The organism is Acinetobacter sp. P1332, assembly GCF_044057475.1.
In the GTDB taxonomy this organism is placed as follows: domain Bacteria; phylum Pseudomonadota; class Gammaproteobacteria; order Pseudomonadales; family Moraxellaceae; genus Acinetobacter; species Acinetobacter johnsonii.
On record NZ_CP171157.1, the window covers coordinates 2,868,998 to 2,888,474 of the forward strand.

The following is a 19,477-nucleotide window of genomic DNA, read 5'->3' on the forward strand; positions in this document are numbered from 1 at the left end:
ATACTCTATTTATTTTTAGCGAATTGCGATTAATTTTAACTGACCGTGATTGGTTAGAACTTTATGTTCGACATCTACAGCAGAAGAGAGTGGTGTCAACAATAAATAATGACTTTGTTCAGGTACATGTAAAATACCTGCGATCATTTCATGCGATAGCATAGAGGGTGAGTTTTCATCATTTTTAAACCCTCCTGCCCCTTCAAGCACACAGGCATTTTGGTCTAAGAACACAGCAAAAGGCCAATAAAATGTGGGATCATTTTGTGTAGATGCATACGAATTTAATTGAATATTTTGAATATTGCTGTCCACTTTGATGATTTCAAATTCAAAATTTTCTTTGATCGGCTTTTTCGGCCAAACATTAATATCGTGATTGGCTTGTAAGCTTTTTGCTTTTCTCAGCTTTTTATCCTTAAAACAAGTTTGTCCTAAGCTAGCGATCGTGTCTTGTTGTGACATTCGGTAATAGGTCGATGCTAAGGCAATCGGTGCTAAGTTTTCTTTTTGCTTTGGTTTAAACATAGTGTTAAGGACAGATTTACTCACTCCTTTTTCTCGCTCAATGACCTGAAAACGAGTCGCTCCAGTTTTATGATCAATCACCCCTTCAGGCATGGTATAAAAACGACGTTTGCCTTCTAAGTTAAATTCACGGTCTTCTAAATATTCATTGCGAACGTAATCAGTTCCATCCATTTGATTAAACATGCTTGAGGATGCTATTGATTTCTCTGCACTTACCGAATCCGTATGAGTTATGCTTTGAGGCGTTGATGCAGGCTTAATGGTTTGAGTACTACTCACTGGGGCTTGCGGGATCTGCTGAGTGGTTTCAATCACTTTTTGTTGAACCAGCACCTTGGTTTCAGTTTTGCTTAATGGACGCTCAGCCTGAATCACTGTAGAAGAAGTGACTTGCTTCTCAGCAGAAAGTTTCTTTTTTGGCGCAGGCTTTGTATCTGGTAAATGAGCCTTCATTTCGGTTATTGGCTGTATCGGCTGTGGTGCAAATTCCTGAGCGGGCATTAGTACTGGTACTCTGACCTCAGAGACTTCACGCGTTTCCTTTTCTTCCTGCTTACGACCCTGTTTCACTTGCTTATCTGGGGACTCACTGGCTTTGCCTTGTACCACCATCGGTCTACCATCTGGACCAATAATCGTAAAAAACTCTCCCGCAAAACTTGCACTCGAAATCCAACCCAATAAGCATAGTGATGAGGGCAATAAAATCCTTTTTATTGTATTCAATGTGCTTACCACCGTGTTCTATAGTTCAACCCTAAAATCGTAATGGTTGTATCTGTTTTTACATTTAAACCGGCATACGGGTTTAATAAAATATTATTTACCCCAGTTTGGTTCGCTAAGCTACTAGAATTTGCAGGAATTTTATCTCGGCTTTGCAAAAAACCAATCGATAGATCTAAATCAGAATCTGCATCAAAACGATAACCAACACCCAAACCAAACAAGCGTGCATTGTTAATCGGCACCATCGTATTCCGTTTATCATCAGGTATCGCACTGGTCCGTGGCTCATAGCCTGCACGGAGTTTTAAACGATCTGTTGCTGAATATTCAATCCCAATACCGTAGTTCCATGGTGACTCAAATGCCAAAGGCAAAGCCAAACTACTATCTGAAATATTGGCTGAAAGCAATTTTGCAATTTTGAGCGCCGAAACTTGACGGTCAAATTCAAATTTAAATTTGTCCCATGCTTTATAGTCGGTCCAACCTACATCGACATTGACTTGTAAATCGGGTAAAAGTTTATATTTAATACCCGCTTGGAAATGTGCTGGATATTCTAAATCCATTGATACCAGACCCGACTCACTGGCTGGTACTGAACTTGGAAAACCTAAAACTGCAGCCAGAATCTGCCCTGTTGGGGAGGACATCAATCCCTTAATGAGTTCTTGTGGTGCTTTAGCATTGTCTATGTGATATTTACCTTTTATCCGCATTTTTGCGGCACTTTGGTAGACCACACCAAAACTAAAATCTTCTGTCGGCTCCCACAGTACACCTAAGTTATAGCTTGGACTCAGAGATTGTTCTGCTGAAAGTTCAAGTTGACCAAAGCGCCCAAAAGGATTCATTCCCTCTTCAGCATTACACATGCCCAGCAAGAGAATGTCGGTAATCACATCAGAGTTTTCTTTGAACGGGGTACAAACGACATCATCAATCATACGCAGCATCCCAATCAACTCATTGGGAAAACGTAGATCATTTTTTAATGCCAAAGCTTGATAAGACATCCCAATTGAACCACCAATGGAAAGTTGATCATTGATTTGGTAGGCCATAGACGGTGATAAATAGGTGATCCGTTCTAGCGCAACTTGTTGACCCATAAAATTGCCAGGATTGCCATCTTCCGCACCGAATCCTGCAATTAATGGCGCATACATAGCTGTTGCAAACGTCATTTTAGAGCCAGGCGGATTATATGCTATACCCGCAGTCGGGGCAGCCACAGGCATACCTTTACCCAAGTCCACCATTTTCTTTAAACCAGGGACATATAAGCTCGGGTATTCAACATCACCGCGGACGGGCCCTTTAAAGTCGGTACAGATATCGGCATCAACTTCAGGCCCATCATTACAAACAATTGGGTCATCTGAATAGCCAAACACGTTATAACCTGCGGGAACAGAGAACTCACGCTCGATATTAAAATCAGCGAGAATACCTTGCACATCCGTTTGCAAACCTTCAATTTTGGTTAGTGCTGCTGGGTTAAAGTGAATAGCACTAATCCCAGGTGGATCAGCAGTGACCGCATTTCCCATTGCCAAAGAGCGAATATCAACTGATAAGTTTTGTCCTAAAGCAGCAAAGGTAACACTAGAATAGCCCGTTAATAATATGGCAGACACCAAAGGGCTAAGTCGGATATTTTTCATACGACTCCCCCTATTATTTAAGCTTTTTTCCAAAACCAAGAATATCTAACGGGAAAGACAACCCTAATGAAACATCAGGCGCATCTTCTGTTAAACCAAGGCCAACCGTCCCATTCACAATTGTTTCAGGTGAAACGCGTACACCTAAGGAAATCGCAAAAGTTGAACTGGTTTGATCTGCTGGAGAGTAACTTTCCCCCGAGCTATAGGTAAATTCAGCCCCAGTATTGAAACTTTGTTGGTATGACATCGTCATTGAGACATCATAGTTAAAGGAATAGGCAAAACCGAAGGCAAAACCACCACTAATCCCAGGTTCAAACGCTTCAATCACACGGCTACCGCGGCGCTGATCTAAGCCCGATTCTTTGAAACCATAGTTTGCAGAGACCGATGCAAACAGCACCACGGGATCAATATATTTACGCGTACTTGCTCCAACACCTGCTGAATAATACCCCTTGCCTGTTGCTAAGTCTGAAGTAGCATTAATTTCATAAGGACTATCCCCAGTTTTAGTAGATACGTTACCAAATAAAATTAAAGGCAAACGGCCAGCTTTGAGTGGAAACGGTTCCCAACGTGCACCAAAGGAAATGTCCCCAAGACCCGCTGTAGAGGTGTCTTTTAATAAGTCAGTTTTGGCAACCAAAGGCAATGATGCTGTTAAGGTTAAGTTATCTCTTAAACCATATTGTGCCGTAAAGGTATTGGTTAGACTGTGTGTTGCATTTTCTTGTACCCGCAGTTGATAGAGCTGACCTTGTGACATCTCTAAATCCAGTTGAGTATCTCGGTAATAGGTATAATCGATGTCGTAATAAGATGAAATCTCACCTTGTTTAATTAATGAATACTGACGTTCATTTGAGGTAAAAACTTCTTCTAAGTTGGTCTCTTTAGTTGCATCACCCTCTTGCTGTTGCAATGCAGACGACGCTGCTTGCTCAACACTTCCAGTGTTTACAGATGCTGGCTTTTCTGGTTGTGCGGGCGCAGTGGTTTGATCCGACCCAACTTGATCTTGTGCTTGCTCAGTAGTTTGTTCTACCTCAACGGTTTCATATCCTCCTAAGCTCGGTTCTTCCGCAGCATAGGCCACCCCAAGAATCATCTGCACACTCACTGCGAGCAGTGTTTTATTCATCCATGTCTTCATCATTGTCCCTTAGCTACACCTTTGTTCTTGTTTTATTTTTTTCACACTTTATTTGTTTTTATAATAAAGCCTGAGAAAATTGTACGTCGGCTGTCCATAGTATTCCGACTCTTTATTTTTATTACGCTCTAGGCGAATTGTAGATGCACGATCGGCTATTTTTTCCATATAGTGTTGCGGATATTGAATATCGACGAGTGCATAGCGATTGACCGTAGCATCATCTACATGTCGCAGATCGGCTTCCTGTAAAGCCAACATATTTTTACGCATTTCAGTCGGAACATTAATTAAAAACAACGTGTTATTTTCCCAAACATCCTTGAAACGTTGTTCATCAAAACCAATATTTCCTAAGGCAGGATCGGCAACATAGACCCGTCCATCTTTATAGCCCTTATACACCACAAAATGTTTAAAACCAGCATAAGAAATTGGAACAATGGCAGGTTGACCTTGCTTGACCAAATCTTCAAATTCCCCCTTGTAGCCTCCACTTTCTAAGCCAAGTGCAGTCACAAAGCGTTTCATGTCCAATAAAGAAAAACTACGACGCTCAATAATTCGCTCATATTCGCCATAGCGAAGCAAGCCATCCATGGTTTGTTGTTCTGTAAGTTGAGCACCGACATAGCCATTGATTAAGGTGGTCAGTGCTGCTGAACCACAACTATAGTCATAAGCTTGACGGACAATGCCTCGAAATTGGTCTTCTACAGCAGGGTTAATTAGGACAGGTTCATGATGCATTCTGGTAAAAGATGCATTTCGAGAGTCTAAAACTTCAGTATAGTAAACCGCTTCCGCTGGTTTTTTCTTAATATCAAAGGCTTCGGTGGCAAAGTAATACATCATTGCTGAGCCCAATGCGATCTCTAACATAGCTTTTTACTTTTTTTAATAATATAGGCATCCCGCCCATTTTTTGTTTTTAGAGTTAATACTCTATATCCATACATTCAAGAAGATACTGCGTTTTATCTAAAAAAAATAGTCTTTTTTTGCATTTTTTATGAATAAATTTTAGAAAAAAAGCGCGTGAATTCACGCGCTTTCTTGAAGTCTAATTTTAGTGCCCCGAAATGGTAATCACAGCACCTGGCATGTATACACCAGCAGCTGGGCTAAAGTAAGTTTGCATACCTTGAACTTCGACATCACCAATAGATGCAGCATTACGGCTACCCAAATGTACACCTTTAACATAAGTGTCGTGCGCGCCACTTGTGCTAATCATACGAATATAGCCCTTATTCGCACCCTCTTCACCAATCACACTAATTTTTTGATTCAGTGTTAAATCTAGAGAATTTGCATCTGCAACTTTAATGCTTTCCACAAAGATTTCGCCTGCAGCACGCGTTCCTGTTTTAGTTGAGTTATCTAAGATACCGAGATCTTTAATTTCTAAACCACCAACCATAGTCGCACTTAATTGGATCATTGCGCCTTGCGGTGCAGCACCTAGTTGGATGTTTGCAGACATTGGACCTGTTTTCAGTGATAAACCACTTAGAATCGGATTCACCGTACCTGTACCACCACGACGGATAGAAGTTGCACCAGTTGCAGGCATATCAGCTGAAGCCACGACACCAATTTGACCAATATTAATATCTAGGCCTGAAACTTGAGCTGCAACATTAATAAATGCATTACCACTGTTTGCATCTGTGTCAATTTGCAAGTCAGCTAAGTTACGAGAAGGAAGTAAATATGCCCCAGCTTTATCATAGTTTGCACCAATGACAATACCGTTAACTTTATTTACATGCGCTGTACCATCAGCATTATCTTTCCCATTACCTTGAATCACAATAGCACCAGCCTTAGCAGTACCACCATTTGCAGTAGCTAAACCATCATTATCGTGAATAAAGACTTTACCGATTTCGACCTTAGAAATACCAATCCCAATACTAATGCCATCTTGACCTGTAGCGGCACTAAGCGAAGCGTCATCCATTGCTTGCATTGCCATTGCATTTGCACTGATTGCCATTGAAGAAACTAAAGCAAGTTTAGTAATAATTTTCATCGCGTTCCTCTCCTAAGAGCTTTATTTTTGTGATATCGATCACTCGGTGTTAGTTACTGTTTTTTTATTTTGTCGCAGTATTAACACCTATCCTTGAGTGACTTTATTGCCTGAACTAAGTTATATGCGAGTGATTTTTTGATCAACTACTGTTGGTCGCAATCCATAGCTTACCGATAAACGGTATTTCCTCTATGCGTACACCTACAATGAGGTAAAATAGCCTGAATTTTTTAATCCTATTTGCGTTAGCATGACTCTAAGCCAATCATTTAAAAAGATAATTTGTGATTCAAGCCTCTCTGTATCTCATATACTACAGGCATTGAATGAGCTCACACAGTTAGTCTATTTACAAAATGACGATGCACCCGTCATTGCTTTTTTACCTGAACGTTACCAAGTTTTTCAAAAAAACCAGCACTTTTTCTTTCAACGTACACAGGATTTTTGTTATATCCGTGATGACGAAGAAATAGACATTTCCAGTAATATTCAGCCAAGCTCAGAACAAAAAGAAGCATCTTTTAATGGCGGACTCATTGGATTCGTCAGTTATGATTATGCCGCCCAGCAATACGTTCCGGTTCAAATTAAGTCACAGCCGAGCCTATTTTTAGGTTTATACAGCAGTTATCTACAATGGACTGATGCAGGCTGGCTATTTTGCAGTAGTGATTCACAAGCCGAACGCATTTATCGCAAAATTGAATCGTATTTATTCCAGCCATCTGCCTTAAGCCATCCACTCCAACTCACATCGATCTGCCAAGCACGCTGGACTGAAACCCAATACAAACAAGCCTTTCAGCAAGTACAGGAATACATCAAAGCTGGGGATTGCTATCAAATCAATCTGACACAAGAGTTCACTGCCAAGGCACACGGTCAACTCCTAAGTGCAGTTGAAGCATTTTGGCAATTGACCGATGCACCTTACTCAGGCTATCTCCGTATCGATGATTTTGAACTCTTAAGTTGTTCGCCCGAGTTGTTTATTGATTTTCAAACCCATCGAAAAATCATTACCAAGCCGATTAAAGGCACCATGCCGCGCTTTGCAGATCCAGTCTTAGATGAACAATCTAAACAACGCTTAATGGCTTCGGAAAAAGACCAAGCTGAAAATGTGATGATTGTCGATCTACTGCGTAATGACTTGAGTGTTTATGCAGAAACAGGCTCCGTCAAAACACCTAAACTGTTTAATATTGAAAGCTTTAATCAAGTCCATCATATGGTCAGCGAAGTCGAAGCAACACTGAAAGCAGAAGTTCATCCCTTTCATGTGCTGCTCTCTGCGCTACCTGGCGGGTCTATTACAGGCGCGCCTAAAATTCGAGCAATGCAGATTATTGAAGAACTCGAAGGTGCACCACGTGGAGCCTACTGTGGCTCAATGGGTTATTTTAATCTCGATGGTACTGGTTCTTGGAATATTCTGATTCGTTCTATTCAAAAATTCCAAGATGAGGTTTCGCTTTGGGCTGGCGGTGGAATTACCATTGCATCAGAGTGTGAGGCTGAATACCAAGAATGTTTTGACAAGGTCTCAGCACTGCTTAATTTACTCAATACTTTTGTGCAAACGGACGCTGAATAGTCTCCAAAATAAAAAAAGTGAACCTTCATATTAATGAACGTTCACTTTTCAAAGATCAAAACTATTGAAAGTTTATTTTAAAATATCATTTTTCAATGTATCGACTAAGCGTTGATTTTGTTCATCAGTTCCAACTGTGATACGTAAAAACTGGTTAATACGCGGTTTATTGAAATAACGCACAATAATACCCTGTTCACGTAATTCAGCCGCTAATTCACCTGCATCTTTGCTAGGCAATGATGCAAAGATAAAATTGGCACTCGATGGCAAAACGTTAAAGCCCAGTGCGGTCAATTGTTCAACCAAATGTTCACGGCTTTGAATTATTTTTTGATTTTGTGCTTCGAAGTAAGCTTGATCTTCAAATGAAGCGACCGCAGCAGCTATCGCAAAACGGTCCATTGGATAAGAGTTAAAACTATTCTTCACCGCTTCAAGTGCCGCAATCAAATGCGGTTGAGCAATCGCAAAACCAACCCGTAAACCGGCCAATGAACGAGACTTAGACGTGGTTTGGCACACCACCAAGTTCTCATATTTTTCCACCAAACTGACTGCCGATTCAGCACCAAAGTCTACATAAGCTTCATCAATCACCACCACTGAATTTGGATTGGCCTGAAGTACTTCCTCAATTGCTGCCAAACCAATATCTATACTGGTTGGCGCATTTGGATTGGTGATAATTATGCCGCCATTGGCTTGTTTATAGTCATCCACCACAATTTCAAAGTCATCATTGAGTGGCAAAATTTTGGTTTTGATCCCAAAGAATTGGCTATAAACAGGATAGAAGCTATAGGTAATATCAGGGTAAAGTACAGGCAGCTCTTGCACAAAAAATGCTTTAAAAATATGAGCTAAGACTTCATCTGAACCATTGCCGACAAAAACATTTTCAACCGCAACATTTTGTTGTTTCGCAATCGCCTGCTTTAAAGCAGAAGCATCTGGATCTGGATATAAACGCAATACATCTGCGGAGTTTGCCAAAACCGTTTGAACAGCCTCCACCACTTTTGGTGAGGGTGGATATGGGTTTTCGTTGGTATTGAGCTTCAATAAATTTTGAATTTTCGGTTGTTCACCTGGCACATACGGTTCTAATTCACGTACTTCAGGACTCCAAAAACGCATTTGTTCTGTAGTGATATTTGACATTGACTATCTCATTTATGCACTCAACTTACTTGTATGTAAGCCCTCTCCTTCTAGGAGAGGGTTTGGGAGAGGTTTATGATGTCCCAAACTGAATTAAATATTTTCCTCTCTCCTAACCTCCCCCATAGGGAGAGGAACATTCATTACTGAACACATGAGAGATCTAAATTTATATTATTGATAACGATAACGTGCCGAACGCGCATGCGCATCTAAGTTTTCTTGTTGCGCTAAGATATCCGCGGTTTTCGCCAAAGTTTTCACACCTTGCTCAGAGCACATAATCAAACTTGAACGTTTTTGGAAATCATATACACCCAGCGGCGAGGAAAAGCGTGCCGTACCTGAAGTTGGCAAAACGTGGTTGGGCCCTGCACAATAGTCGCCGATTGCCTCTGGGGTATAACGCCCCATGAAGATTGCGCCTGCATGACGAATATCTTCAGCCATTTCCTGTGCTTCATCTAGGCAAAGCTCTAAATGCTCAGGCGCAACTTGATTAATCAGTTCAACTGCTTCAGCGCGGTCTTTCACAAGCACTAACGCGCCACGATTCGCTATTGAAGTACGCGCAATCTCCGCCTTAGGTAAAGCTTGTAAATGCGCTTCAATAGCCAGTTCTACTTCATTTAACAACTGCTCATCTGGTGTAATAAACACTGCTTGTGCCACAGTATCGTGTTCAGCTTGGGACAATAAATCCATTGCCAGCCACTGTGCGTTATTCACGCCTTCGGCATAAACTAAAATTTCAGATGGCCCTGCAATCATGTCGATACCGACCTGTCCGAATACCGCACGTTTCGCAGCCGCGACAAAACGGTTACCTGGTCCTGTAATCTTATCTACTGCTGGAATCGTTTCTGTACCATAGGCTAAAGCTGCAACTGCTTGCGCTCCACCAATGGTAAAGACACGGCTGACGCCAGCCAAATAAGCAGCTGCTAATACCAATGGATTCAACTCACCATTCGGTGCAGGTACGACCATAATAATTTCAGGTACACCCGCCACATGCGCAGGCACAGCATTCATCAGTACAGAAGACGGATAAGATGCCAAACCACCAGGTACATAAATACCAACGCGATCTAAAGGCGTTACTTTTTGCCCAAGTGTGTTCCCTAAGGCATCCACATAGGTCCAGCCTTCTTGTTTTTGCGCTTGGTGAAACTCACGAATGCGGTTTGCAGCAAGCTCTAACGCCTCGCGGACTTCGGTACTCAAACCCTCAAAAGCGGTTTTTAATTGCTCTTGGGTCAGTTCTAAATCTGAGAATTGATGCGCGGGATGTCGATCGAACTGTTGAGTGAGTTTAAGAACATGAGCATTACCATGCTGACGAACATCAGCGATGATTTGATCTACGGTTTTTAAAAGTTCTGGGTCACTCACGGTTTCAAAAGCCAACAAATCAGCAAAGACTTGTTTAAATTTCTGATCTTGAGTCGATAAACGTCGCATCAATTTATCCACAATGAAAATAAAGGGAAGCTTTAGTTTACCTTGTTTCCTGTATTTTGTGGGCAACAATCCTCCAGCTAAACACAGAGTGTAATGAAAAATTACTTTTAACTTCATCGGGAAATGAATCTGATTCAATATTTTTAAACTAGAATCATTAAACATGACTAAAAAACAGGCAAAACAAGATGGCCCTTACGGACATAGCCACCTACTTTTCAACGGGGCAATTTAGCCGCATCCAACAGCATTTTTCACAAACCATTACATGGGAAATTGTGGGTGAACAACGTCTTTCAGGTTTTGATCAAGTACTGAAGCATTGCCAGTCTATCGAACATTATTTTACGACGGTCGCGCATGAGTTCCATATTCAAGCAATTCATCAAGCGGGTCATCATGTGATTGTTCAAGGTGAAGCACAATTTCATGACACCCAGCAGACATCGCGAATTTCTGCTTGTGATGTCTATACTTTTAATACTTTAAATCAACTGGCTCAAATTAAATCCTATTGTATTTCAACCCAATAAAAATATTAAAAAATGAGCAGGTACAAAAAAACCGCCATCATCGATAGCGGTTTCTTAAACAAAAAAGATGAACTTATTTGTTTTTTAACGCTTCACGTTCAGCGACTGCTGTTTCTAACTGTGCAAGAATTGGGTTTAACAATGCTTGCTTACGTTTGAAACTTGCCTTGTTCACGATCAGACGTGAAGACACTTTACAAATTTCTTCCAAAGGTTCTAAACCATTGGCACGTAAAGTATTCCCAGTATCGACCACGTCAACAATGTAATCGCCCAAACCCACCAACGGTGCAAGTTCCATTGAACCGTACAACTTAATTACATCGACTTGCTCACCTAAGCTTGCATAGTACTGACGGGTTAAGTTTACGTATTTAGTGGCAATTTTTAAACGCCCTTTGGGACGCGCCATGCCAACTTTGCCTGCAGTCATCAGTTTACATACTGCGATTTTTAGATCGAGTGGTTCATAAACGTTTTGCGCGCCATGTTCCATAAGCACGTCTTTACCCGCAACACCGATATCAGCCGCACCATTTTCCACATAGGTGGGTACGTCAGAAGCACGTAAAATTAAAATACGGACTTGTTTATGGGTGGTTGGGAAAATTAACTTGCGTGACTTATCAGGATCTTCCAGTAAGTTAATTCCAGCCGTTTCAAGTAAAGGCAGGGTTTCTTTTAAAATACGACCTTTACTCAATGCCAATGTTAAACCATGATCAAAATTGCCCATTACGTCAAAATTTGGATCATCGTTTCTCATATCGCTCATGAACTTACTCGCTTAATTTGGGCGCCTATACCTTGTAATTTCGCTTCGACATCTTCATAACCGCGATCAATATGATAGATACGATCAATCAGCGTCTCACCATCCGCAGCAAGCGCAGCTAACACTAGCGAGAAAGAAGCGCGTAAATCTGTTGCCATCACAGGTGCAGCAGAAAGTTTCTCTACACCGGTCACAACAGCATCATTACCTTCGACCTGAATATTGGCACCCATACGTGACAATTCAGGTACATGCATAAAACGGTTTTCAAAAATCGTTTCAGAAATGGTGGCAAAACCACGACCAATGGCATTGACTGCCATAATCTGTGCTTGCATATCAGTTGGGAAATCTGGATGTGGAAGCGTTTGGAAACTCACTGCTTTCGGGCGTTTACCCATCATATCCAGTTCAATCCAATCATCACCACGGGTCACTTCCGCGCCCATTTCTTCAAACTTTTCTAAGACCGATTCCATCAACGTTGGATCAGTATGTGTGGTTTTTACACGACCTCCGGTAATGGCCGCAGCAGCCAAATACGAACCTGTTTCAATACGGTCAGCAACCACAGCATATTCACAGCCATGTAGTTTTTCAACACCTGTGACCACTAGGGTATCTGTGTCTAATCCTTCAATTTTTGCACCCATCGCGATCAACATTTTCGCAAGGTCCGTAATTTCAGGTTCACGTGCCGCATTACGAATCGTGGTCACACCTTCTGCCAATGCCGCAGCCATTAAGATATTTTCGGTACCACCCACGGTCACCATATCAAAAATGACTTCGCCACCTTTCAGACGTCCATCAACTTTAGCATGTACATAACCCGCTTCAACTTCAATCTCTGCACCTAAAGCTTCTAAAGCTTTTAAATGTTGATCGACTGGGCGCGAGCCAATCGCACATCCACCCGGCAAAGACACTTTTGCACTACCATAGCGCGCCACCAATGGGCCCAGCACTAAAATAGATGCACGCATAGTTTTCACCAGCTCATACGGTGCAAACTGATTGTCCAGTGTTGAGGTATCCGCAGTAACCGTGTCACCTTCATAGGTCATGGTAATACCTAGACCACCAATCAACTGCACCAAAGTATTTACATCTTTTAAATGCGGTACGTTGGTGAGCTTGGTTGGGGTTTCAGGCAAAATCATTGCTGCAAGCAACGGCAAGGCAGCATTTTTAGCACCCGAAATACGAACTTCGCCTTCGAGCTTCGTGCCACCTTGAATTAAAAATTTATCCATCTAATTTTAAGCTCCGAATAAGCTTGCTTTACGCCATTCTTCTTTAGTCATTGCACGAATAGTCACCGCATGCACTTCGCCACTTGCGATATAAGAATTTAATGGTGCATAAACAGCTTGCTGACGTGCAACAGGGCGTTTGCCTTCGAATTGGTCGTCGACAATACGTAAGTCAAACTTTCCGCCTTGCCCACTAACTGCAACTTCAGCTTCAGGAAAAGCAGCTTTTAAAATTTCAGTGAGCTGTTCACTATTCATCACAAAGACCTCTTATAGGACCAACGGTGTAAAAACCTGCCATTTTACTATAAATCTGAAAAATAAATCATAAACCCGCACACTTTATATATAAAAAAAGAGGTTTTAAAAAACCTCTTTTTGCATAAAAAACAAACTAAATGGCAATAGGTTGGTAAACCTGCTGCATTTTACGGTGCTTATCGAGCTGTCTTTTTAGTTTTTCTGATAATTTTTTAATCGACGTATACATATCATCTGCTGAAGCCTGAGCAAAAAATTCAATGCCTGGTAAACGGATAATTGCTTCTGCAATATGATTGCTACTGCCTTTTTTAGTATGTTTATCGACCTGATGATCCTTGGTTAATTTCACCTGCATACTGTTCACCTGATCAATATGCTTGGTCATTTCTGCAAATTTGCAGCGAATGGTATCTTCAATAGCTGGGGTAATGCTCAAATGATGTCCACGAATTGTTATTTGCATATATCTATCCCTCACCTTCATTAGGATTAATGAGGAAAAGCCAAGACGATTTAATGACTACAAAATAACCAGCACGCATAGAAACATCAAATCATTTTAGCCATTCCTTAAAGAAAAAAGAGGTTCATTATGTTGTCATAATGAACCTCTAGAATAGTCAGATTTTAAATTTTAGATCAAGACTTTTCGTTCAGAAGATGACGGAATATGTAACGATTCGCGATACTTTGCCACTGTCCGACGCGCTACATCAATTCCATCGTCTTTTAAAAGATTGGCAATTGCGTTATCAGACAAAGGTTTACGTGCATTCTCTTCAGCAATCAATTTTTTAATCTTGGCACGAATTGCAGTTGAAGATGCCTCACCGCCTGAAGTAGTCCCCACATGGCTTGAAAAGAAATATTTCAACTCGAACAAGCCTCGTGGCGTCAGCATATATTTGTTGGTTGTCACCCGAGAGACGGTCGACTCATGCAATTCAACTTCTTCTGCAATATCTCGAAGTACCAAAGGCTTCATCCCTTCAGCACCAATTTCTAAAAATGCACGCTGATGTTCAATGATACACGTCGCCACTTTCAGTAAAGTTTTATGTCGTTCATCGACACTTTTAATAAAGTTTTTCGCATCCAACATCTGATTACGTAAGTACTGATTATCTTCACTTTGATCAGCACGCTTAATCATATTGGCATAAAACGAGTTCACACGAAGTTTTGGCATCACATCAGGATTTAAAGCCACTTGCCATTGTTCGTTTTTCTTCATTACCACGACATCAGGAATTTGATAATCCGAGTCTTTATCTTCAAATTCAAGTCCTGGATGCGCTTTTAGCGTTTTCAATAAATCAACCGCACACTTGAGCTGCTCTTGATTTAAACCTGTTTGTTTAATCAGTTTCGCCAGTTCATTGCTGATCAATAGTTCATAGTTTTTCAGCAGATTCATGGCATCATTTCGACATGCGGTCTGCATCGGCAAGGCTTCCAACTGCACCATTAAGCACTCTGCAAGATTCCGCGCCCCAACGCCAAGTGGGTCTAAACGCTGAATATGCTTGAGCACCACAACCACTTCGTCATCTTCGACTTCGTCGTCATAGTCCATGCTTGTTAAAAGATGTTGAACTGAAGTCGTTATTTCTGAAATATCACTGTCTAAAAAACCTTTATCGTCCAACGAGTCAATAATGCAATAAGCAATCAACATATCTACTTGCGAAAAATGCAACAGATTGATTTGCTCGAGCATATGCTCTTTTAAGCCCAAATGACCTTGGCGATTATCTTCTCGTTCTTCAAACTCTGCTGCGCCCAAACTGGTCGGTTGATGGGTGTAAACATCATCCCAGTCGGTATCGACCGGTAAATCATCGGGTAAATGGTCGGCGTTGAGTTCGTTGGTTAAATCTTTCTTATCCTGTTCTTGCTCTTGCACACTGGATAAGCTTTCGATAGATGACTGTTCTTCTACTTTTTCTAAGAGTGGATTGCTGTCGAGTTGAATCTGAATTTCCTGTTCAAGTTCAAGGCTCGATAATTGAAGCAATCGAATAGCTTGTTGTAATTGGGGGGTTAGCGACAAAGAGTTCGAAACTTTCAATCCAACCGATAACTTCATAAAACTCTACTCATCAATACAACTATTTTTAAAGCACGCTTTATAAGCAATTTTTGTGCCGTTTTATTTTTTATAGCATAGAAAATTCAAAAAACCTACATTTTTTGAGCAGATTGTTTTTCATTTCCTACCTAGTTTTAGATTTTATGGATGTATTAATGCATATCAATTATTGAAAAGGCTCATTAAAACCTTCACACAGTCTAAAGTTACACGAAACACTGCATCGGCTACTTTCACTTACTTACAAGAGTCCGTTAAATCAAAACATCGGTATCATTCTGCTTTGTTAGGCTAAGCATAGACATTTTTTAGGTGATTTACATGACTCAAAAAGTATTGTCCATAACCTCAAATATAGGCGTAGAGCATGATGAGCTAATTCAGCCTCTCCATTTTCTACAGTCCAAAGGCATAGAATGCATTCATGCCGCGATTGAAGCTAGTGATGTTCGAACTGTCAAAATGGACTCAGACTCGGCAGCAAGCTATCCTCCAGACGTCGATTTGGATCATGTTCATTATGACGACTACGACTTGCTGATTATCCCCGGCGGTGCAGTTAATGCCGATCTATTACACCAACATCCCAAAGCGCTCGAAATTATCCAAAGTTTTAGCAACCAAGCCAAACCAATCGCTGTGATTTGTCATGCGCCTTTAGTTTTGATTAAAGCTGAACAGATTAAAACTAAGCATCTGACTTCGCATAAAAATATACGACTCGATCTGGAAAATGCAGGTGCTATATGGGTCGATGAAGCCGTTCACACATGTAATGCAGGTGGTTGGACGCTCATCAGCTCACGTAGTTCAGAAGATCTTCCCGCTTTTAATCAAGTGATATTGAAAGAAATTGAATCCAATTCGTCCATTTAAGATGCCATAAAATAAAAAGAGCCTGATATTGATCAGGCTCTTTTATTCATTTTTTAAAAGTCACAGACTTTTTAAGTATTCAATAATTTCTACTTGTTCCGCCATTTCAGCCAATTGAAGCGCAGTGTATTCACCTTTGTAGTGGACATTCGCACCTTTTTCAACCAATAGTTTCACCACTTCTAGATAGCCATTTTCAACCGCTGCTTGAAGTGCGCTATAGCCTTCATCATCGGTCGAGTTCACATCTACACCATTGGCGAGACTTTTTTCTACTTCAGCGAGTTCACCTAAAGAAGCCCAATACACCAGTTCAGGTAAATGCAGTTCATCATCGTTTTCAGGAATTGGGGAGAATGTGTTGAGTTTCATAATAAGTTACCTAATTAAATCGAATTTCAGACCAAAGTGTAATCCTGATAACTGTTCAGATAACTCTTTTAGAACTTCATGAATCTCACTTAACACTTCATTATCGCTTACGTATGATTCGATGATTTCATCGTTCCCATTATGAACAAGTAAGAAAATCTTAGATTTTGATTCACTTTTCGACTCTTTTGGAGTTTTTCCTTTAACAAGATTACATTTTTTAAAAGTAGATTTTTGATAATCTAAATTTTTATCCATACTAATAGGATATCTAAACATAGTTGAATTACTATCATATTCTTCTAGTTTATTAATTAATATAGGTATTTCTTCAGGAATGTCAAACCAGTTACATCCTGTTCTACTATATATAGAATCACGGTTATTTTCTAAAATAATTAAAAAATTTTCAAATAAAGTTCTAATTGAATGGACATTAAATATTTTTTCTCTTTATCATTTTCAACTAATTTTGGGAAATCATCATTTCCAGTTTTTGATTTTTTAAGACTGATCTCATATATGAAAGTAATTGCTGATTTTAGATATAGTTCAATCGAATGCCTATAAAGATATAGAATTGGTAATTTACCTCCACCGATACCAAAACCATTTTTGTATCTTGATTATCATCTAGTGCTTGTGCCGCATAATAGAAAGAATCCGCTGTTGCCTCCAATCCTAAATCTGTCTGCAAAGCTAAAGGTTTTAAATAATCTTCGATCATAATTTCAATAATACTTAATATTTATAATCGATAATATACATCTACTAGATAAGAAAAGCCTACTTTCGGAGGCTTTTCTTTTTAAAGAATCACAACTTATGCTTTAGCTATAGATGCGTCTTTAAGATCAATCTTATCGCTATCACTATCATGCATAATCAGTGCAACCGCAATAGCAGTAATCAATACAGGTAAACCCACAGCAATAAAGTTAAAGTGTGCAGGCAAATTCATCCCCAACAAACTCCCGATTAAAATTGGTCCAATGATTGCACCCATACGACCAATCGCAGACGACCACCCAATCCCAGTTGAACGAACAGCAAGTGGATAGTACTGAGCGACATAGCTATAAAGCAGCATTTGCGAACCAATGGATGCAGCACCCGCCAAGAATACTAAAATATATAAAAGGAATTGATTCGATTGGAAGCCCATCAAGCTCATTACAACAGCACCCATCATGCCCAAGCACATCAGCACAGGTTTCAAATGGAAGCGATCAGCCAAGATCCCTCCACCCACAATACCAATCACAGCACCAATGTTCATCACCATCATAAACATCAAGCTATTGTCCATTGAGTAGCCTGCTGCCATCATTAACTTCGGCAACCAACTGCTTAAAGCATACATTGTCAGTAAGCAGGTGAAGAACGCCACCCAAAACAATAAGGTATTTACCGCACGCCCACGTTTAAATAAGCTCACAACATTTGCAGACTCTGGCACATCAACCTGATGCAACTCAAAAGTTGTATCTTCTTTTACTGTCACCGTTGGTGCTAAACGACGAACAATTTTACGTGCTTCCGCCTGACGGTTTTGTTGCACAATAAAAGTCAAAGACTCGGGCAAAAACTTCCAAATAACTGGTAACAACAACAAAGGAATACCCGCAATAAAGAACATAATTTGCCAACCAAAACTTGGAGTAAACCACGCACCTAGTAATGCAGCCATTACACCACCCACAGCATAACCACTAAACATTGTGGTTACTAAGGTACTACGCATTTTTTGTGGTGCATACTCAGATGTCAGCGCAACAAGGTTTGGCATTACTCCACCAATTCCTAGTCCCGCAAGGAAACGGAGAATTGCAAATTCCGTTGGGTTTGATGCAAAACCACCTGCACAGGTAAGCCCGCTAAAAAGTACAATACAGATCATAATGACTTTTTTACGACCAATTTTATCCGCCAAAGAGCCAAATATCATTGCACCAAACATCATGCCTGCTAAAGCAGTACTTGCAAGCATACCCGCCTGTACAGCACTTAAGCCCCAGTCTTCCATTAATAATGGCAATACCACACCATTAATTGCCAAATCATAACCATCAAATAAAATAATTAGCAGACACCAAGCAACAACTTGAAAATGGAAACCCGAAAATTTTGCACGATCAATAATATCATTCACATTAACTGCTTTAGCTGACATTATTCACCTCCTATGAGCTATTGTTTCATTGCACTTTAACTAGCGCCCTTCAGTTTTTATAATGTGCTAATTCAGCCCAAACAGAAGTCATTCACCAAAGTAATTTGGTGTTATATTCACACAATTTATAGTGATATAAAAATTCAACATTAGTCTAAATAAATGATTTAATTCGCATTAAAAATAAATAAAACCAACCATTAACACTTGTCTTTCTGATATGAAATAAAATAATAATTAACAATAAAGGCCTAATTTAAATTAGATAAAAATATAGTATTTAGTTGATAGTAAAAATTAACTGATAGTAAAAAAGAAAAATAAGTATAGAAAGGTTTATTTAAATAATAATTATGACTATTTAGGATGTTTTATTTAATTACGATAAACCTCAATTAGACGATTGATTCATTTATTATTTAAATCTTTTCAGCATAAAAAAATCCCCCTATCTCATTTGAGATAGGGGGATTTAGAATTAATGAGCTGGCGATGACTTACTCTCACATGGATAACTCCACACTACCATCAGCGCTAAGAGGTTTCACTTCTGAGTTCGGGAAGGGATCAGGTGGTTCACTCTTGCTATTGTCGCCAGCACAACTGTTTATGACTATTCGTTGGGTCTTATTTACACATTGTGTATGCCTAACTTTCATCAAATGAGTTATTAACAGGTATATTTGAGTTGATTTTAACATAAAGCATAGCTTTATGTCTTGCGCTCGGACAAACATAATTAATGTTTGTTTATTCCTCGCTCATGTATCTAGCTTTATAA

The 19,477-nt window shown here is 40.1% G+C and carries 19 protein-coding genes and 1 rRNA gene; 3 read left to right on the forward strand and 17 right to left on the reverse strand.

Features of this window, described 5'->3' with window-relative positions:
- Positions 1 to 15: 15 nt before the first annotated feature.
- The 5 genes from filE to ACFN7Z_RS14235 all read right to left on the reverse strand — a co-directional run bounded on the left by filE (position 16) and on the right by ACFN7Z_RS14235 (position 6,124).
- Positions 16 to 1,233, reverse strand: coding sequence for a putative pilus assembly protein FilE (gene filE, locus ACFN7Z_RS14215; RefSeq protein WP_058952302.1), 1,218 nt, complete (start codon positions 1,231 to 1,233; stop codon positions 16 to 18).
- Positions 1,234 to 1,262: 29 nt separating this feature from the next.
- Entirely contained in the window at positions 1,263 to 2,927 is a 1,665-nt protein-coding gene (locus ACFN7Z_RS14220; protein ID WP_395442103.1) for an OmpP1/FadL family transporter, read from the reverse strand.
- 13 nt (positions 2,928 to 2,940) lie between these two features.
- Entirely contained in the window at positions 2,941 to 4,074 is a 1,134-nt protein-coding gene (locus ACFN7Z_RS14225) for a hypothetical protein (protein WP_159151785.1), read from the reverse strand.
- Between the two features lie 60 nt (positions 4,075 to 4,134).
- Positions 4,135 to 4,968, reverse strand: coding sequence for a C39 family peptidase (locus ACFN7Z_RS14230; RefSeq protein WP_159151786.1), 834 nt, complete (start codon positions 4,966 to 4,968; stop codon positions 4,135 to 4,137).
- A 187-nt stretch (positions 4,969 to 5,155) separates the two neighbouring features.
- A complete protein-coding gene (locus ACFN7Z_RS14235; RefSeq protein WP_010325970.1) occupies positions 5,156 to 6,124 on the reverse strand; it encodes a DUF6160 family protein in 969 nt (322 codons plus the stop codon).
- A gap of 253 nt (positions 6,125 to 6,377) precedes the next feature.
- On the opposite strand from ACFN7Z_RS14235, the gene pabB reads away from it, so the two are divergent.
- Entirely contained in the window at positions 6,378 to 7,727 is a 1,350-nt protein-coding gene (gene pabB / locus ACFN7Z_RS14240; RefSeq protein WP_159151787.1) for an aminodeoxychorismate synthase component I, read from the forward strand.
- 72 nt (positions 7,728 to 7,799) lie between these two features.
- Here pabB and hisC read toward each other — a convergent pair whose 3' ends face one another.
- Positions 7,800 to 8,891, reverse strand: a complete 1,092-nt coding sequence (hisC, locus tag ACFN7Z_RS14245; protein ID WP_159151788.1) for a histidinol-phosphate transaminase — start codon at positions 8,889 to 8,891, stop codon at positions 7,800 to 7,802.
- 174 nt (positions 8,892 to 9,065) lie between these two features.
- Entirely contained in the window at positions 9,066 to 10,367 is a 1,302-nt protein-coding gene (hisD, locus tag ACFN7Z_RS14250; protein ID WP_029574948.1) for a histidinol dehydrogenase, read from the reverse strand.
- Between the two features lie 176 nt (positions 10,368 to 10,543).
- Here hisD and ACFN7Z_RS14255 point away from each other — a divergent pair, with 176 nt between their 5' ends.
- Positions 10,544 to 10,888, forward strand: a complete 345-nt coding sequence (locus ACFN7Z_RS14255; protein ID WP_010325966.1) for a nuclear transport factor 2 family protein — start codon at positions 10,544 to 10,546, stop codon at positions 10,886 to 10,888.
- Positions 10,889 to 10,961: 73 nt separating this feature from the next.
- Here ACFN7Z_RS14255 and hisG read toward each other — a convergent pair whose 3' ends face one another.
- From hisG to ACFN7Z_RS14280, 5 genes are all read right to left on the reverse strand, one after another.
- Positions 10,962 to 11,663 carry an ATP phosphoribosyltransferase gene (hisG, locus tag ACFN7Z_RS14260; protein ID WP_010325965.1) on the reverse strand — a complete coding sequence of 234 codons (702 nt, stop codon included), beginning with the start codon at positions 11,661 to 11,663 and terminating at the stop codon, positions 10,962 to 10,964.
- Positions 11,660 to 12,919, reverse strand: coding sequence for a UDP-N-acetylglucosamine 1-carboxyvinyltransferase (gene murA, locus ACFN7Z_RS14265; RefSeq protein WP_005400214.1), 1,260 nt, complete (start codon positions 12,917 to 12,919; stop codon positions 11,660 to 11,662). The genes hisG and murA overlap by 4 nt, the downstream gene beginning before the upstream one ends.
- 6 nt (positions 12,920 to 12,925) lie before the next feature.
- Entirely contained in the window at positions 12,926 to 13,177 is a 252-nt protein-coding gene (gene ibaG / locus ACFN7Z_RS14270; protein WP_004695019.1) for a BolA family iron metabolism protein IbaG, read from the reverse strand.
- Positions 13,178 to 13,313: 136 nt separating this feature from the next.
- On the reverse strand, positions 13,314 to 13,646 hold the full coding sequence (hpf, locus tag ACFN7Z_RS14275; RefSeq protein ID WP_004695021.1) for a ribosome hibernation-promoting factor, HPF/YfiA family: 333 nt from the start codon (positions 13,644 to 13,646) through the stop codon (positions 13,314 to 13,316).
- A 171-nt stretch (positions 13,647 to 13,817) separates the two neighbouring features.
- The gene (locus ACFN7Z_RS14280) at positions 13,818 to 15,272 is read right to left on the reverse strand and encodes an RNA polymerase factor sigma-54 (RefSeq protein WP_005400217.1); all 1,455 of its coding nucleotides are present in this window, start codon (positions 15,270 to 15,272) and stop codon (positions 13,818 to 13,820) included.
- A 324-nt stretch (positions 15,273 to 15,596) separates the two neighbouring features.
- Between ACFN7Z_RS14280 and ACFN7Z_RS14285 the strand changes: the two genes are divergently transcribed.
- Positions 15,597 to 16,151 (forward strand): protease, encoded by a 555-nt coding sequence (locus ACFN7Z_RS14285; protein WP_010325964.1) that lies wholly within the window; start codon positions 15,597 to 15,599, stop codon positions 16,149 to 16,151.
- 60 nt (positions 16,152 to 16,211) lie between these two features.
- On the opposite strand, the gene ACFN7Z_RS14290 is transcribed toward ACFN7Z_RS14285, so the two are convergent.
- The 5 genes from ACFN7Z_RS14290 to rrf all read right to left on the reverse strand — a co-directional run bounded on the left by ACFN7Z_RS14290 (position 16,212) and on the right by rrf (position 19,295).
- Positions 16,212 to 16,523: an ankyrin repeat domain-containing protein gene (locus tag ACFN7Z_RS14290; protein WP_010325963.1), complete on the reverse strand. Its 312-nt coding sequence runs from the start codon at positions 16,521 to 16,523 to the stop codon at positions 16,212 to 16,214.
- A gap of 6 nt (positions 16,524 to 16,529) precedes the next feature.
- Positions 16,530 to 16,781, reverse strand: a complete 252-nt coding sequence (locus ACFN7Z_RS14295; RefSeq protein ID WP_010325962.1) for a hypothetical protein — start codon at positions 16,779 to 16,781, stop codon at positions 16,530 to 16,532.
- Positions 16,782 to 17,064: 283 nt separating this feature from the next.
- Positions 17,065 to 17,250, reverse strand: a complete 186-nt coding sequence (locus tag ACFN7Z_RS14300; RefSeq protein ID WP_010325961.1) for a hypothetical protein — start codon at positions 17,248 to 17,250, stop codon at positions 17,065 to 17,067.
- A gap of 96 nt (positions 17,251 to 17,346) precedes the next feature.
- Positions 17,347 to 18,696 carry an aromatic acid/H+ symport family MFS transporter gene (locus tag ACFN7Z_RS14305; protein WP_010325960.1) on the reverse strand — a complete coding sequence of 450 codons (1,350 nt, stop codon included), beginning with the start codon at positions 18,694 to 18,696 and terminating at the stop codon, positions 17,347 to 17,349.
- A 484-nt stretch (positions 18,697 to 19,180) separates the two neighbouring features.
- Positions 19,181 to 19,295, reverse strand: a 5S ribosomal RNA gene (gene rrf, locus ACFN7Z_RS14310).
- Positions 19,296 to 19,477: the final 182 nt, after the last annotated feature.

Bases quoted from the DNA above. Each gene is read 5' to 3' on its own strand.
- ACFN7Z_RS14220 (WP_395442103.1), bottom strand. From the start codon at position 2,927: ATGAAAAATATCCGACTTAGCCCTTTGGTGTCTGCCATATTATTAACG.
- ACFN7Z_RS14225 (WP_159151785.1), bottom strand. From the start codon at position 4,074: ATGAATAAAACACTGCTCGCAGTGAGTGTGCAGATGATTCTTGGGGTG.
- ACFN7Z_RS14230 (WP_159151786.1), bottom strand. From the start codon at position 4,968: ATGTTAGAGATCGCATTGGGCTCAGCAATGATGTATTACTTTGCCACC.
- ACFN7Z_RS14235 (WP_010325970.1), bottom strand. From the start codon at position 6,124: ATGAAAATTATTACTAAACTTGCTTTAGTTTCTTCAATGGCAATCAGT.
- pabB (WP_159151787.1), top strand. From the start codon at position 6,378: ATGACTCTAAGCCAATCATTTAAAAAGATAATTTGTGATTCAAGCCTC.
- hisC (WP_159151788.1), bottom strand. From the start codon at position 8,891: ATGTCAAATATCACTACAGAACAAATGCGTTTTTGGAGTCCTGAAGTA.
- ACFN7Z_RS14255 (WP_010325966.1), top strand. From the start codon at position 10,544: ATGGCCCTTACGGACATAGCCACCTACTTTTCAACGGGGCAATTTAGC.
- hisG (WP_010325965.1), bottom strand. From the start codon at position 11,663: ATGAGCGATATGAGAAACGATGATCCAAATTTTGACGTAATGGGCAAT.
- murA (WP_005400214.1), bottom strand. From the start codon at position 12,919: ATGGATAAATTTTTAATTCAAGGTGGCACGAAGCTCGAAGGCGAAGTT.
- ibaG (WP_004695019.1), bottom strand. From the start codon at position 13,177: ATGAATAGTGAACAGCTCACTGAAATTTTAAAAGCTGCTTTTCCTGAA.
- hpf (WP_004695021.1), bottom strand. From the start codon at position 13,646: ATGCAAATAACAATTCGTGGACATCATTTGAGCATTACCCCAGCTATT.
- ACFN7Z_RS14280 (WP_005400217.1), bottom strand. From the start codon at position 15,272: ATGAAGTTATCGGTTGGATTGAAAGTTTCGAACTCTTTGTCGCTAACC.
- ACFN7Z_RS14285 (WP_010325964.1), top strand. From the start codon at position 15,597: ATGACTCAAAAAGTATTGTCCATAACCTCAAATATAGGCGTAGAGCAT.
- ACFN7Z_RS14290 (WP_010325963.1), bottom strand. From the start codon at position 16,523: ATGAAACTCAACACATTCTCCCCAATTCCTGAAAACGATGATGAACTG.
- ACFN7Z_RS14295 (WP_010325962.1), bottom strand. From the start codon at position 16,781: ATGGATAAAAATTTAGATTATCAAAAATCTACTTTTAAAAAATGTAAT.
- ACFN7Z_RS14300 (WP_010325961.1), bottom strand. From the start codon at position 17,250: ATGATCGAAGATTATTTAAAACCTTTAGCTTTGCAGACAGATTTAGGA.
- ACFN7Z_RS14305 (WP_010325960.1), bottom strand. From the start codon at position 18,696: ATGTCAGCTAAAGCAGTTAATGTGAATGATATTATTGATCGTGCAAAA.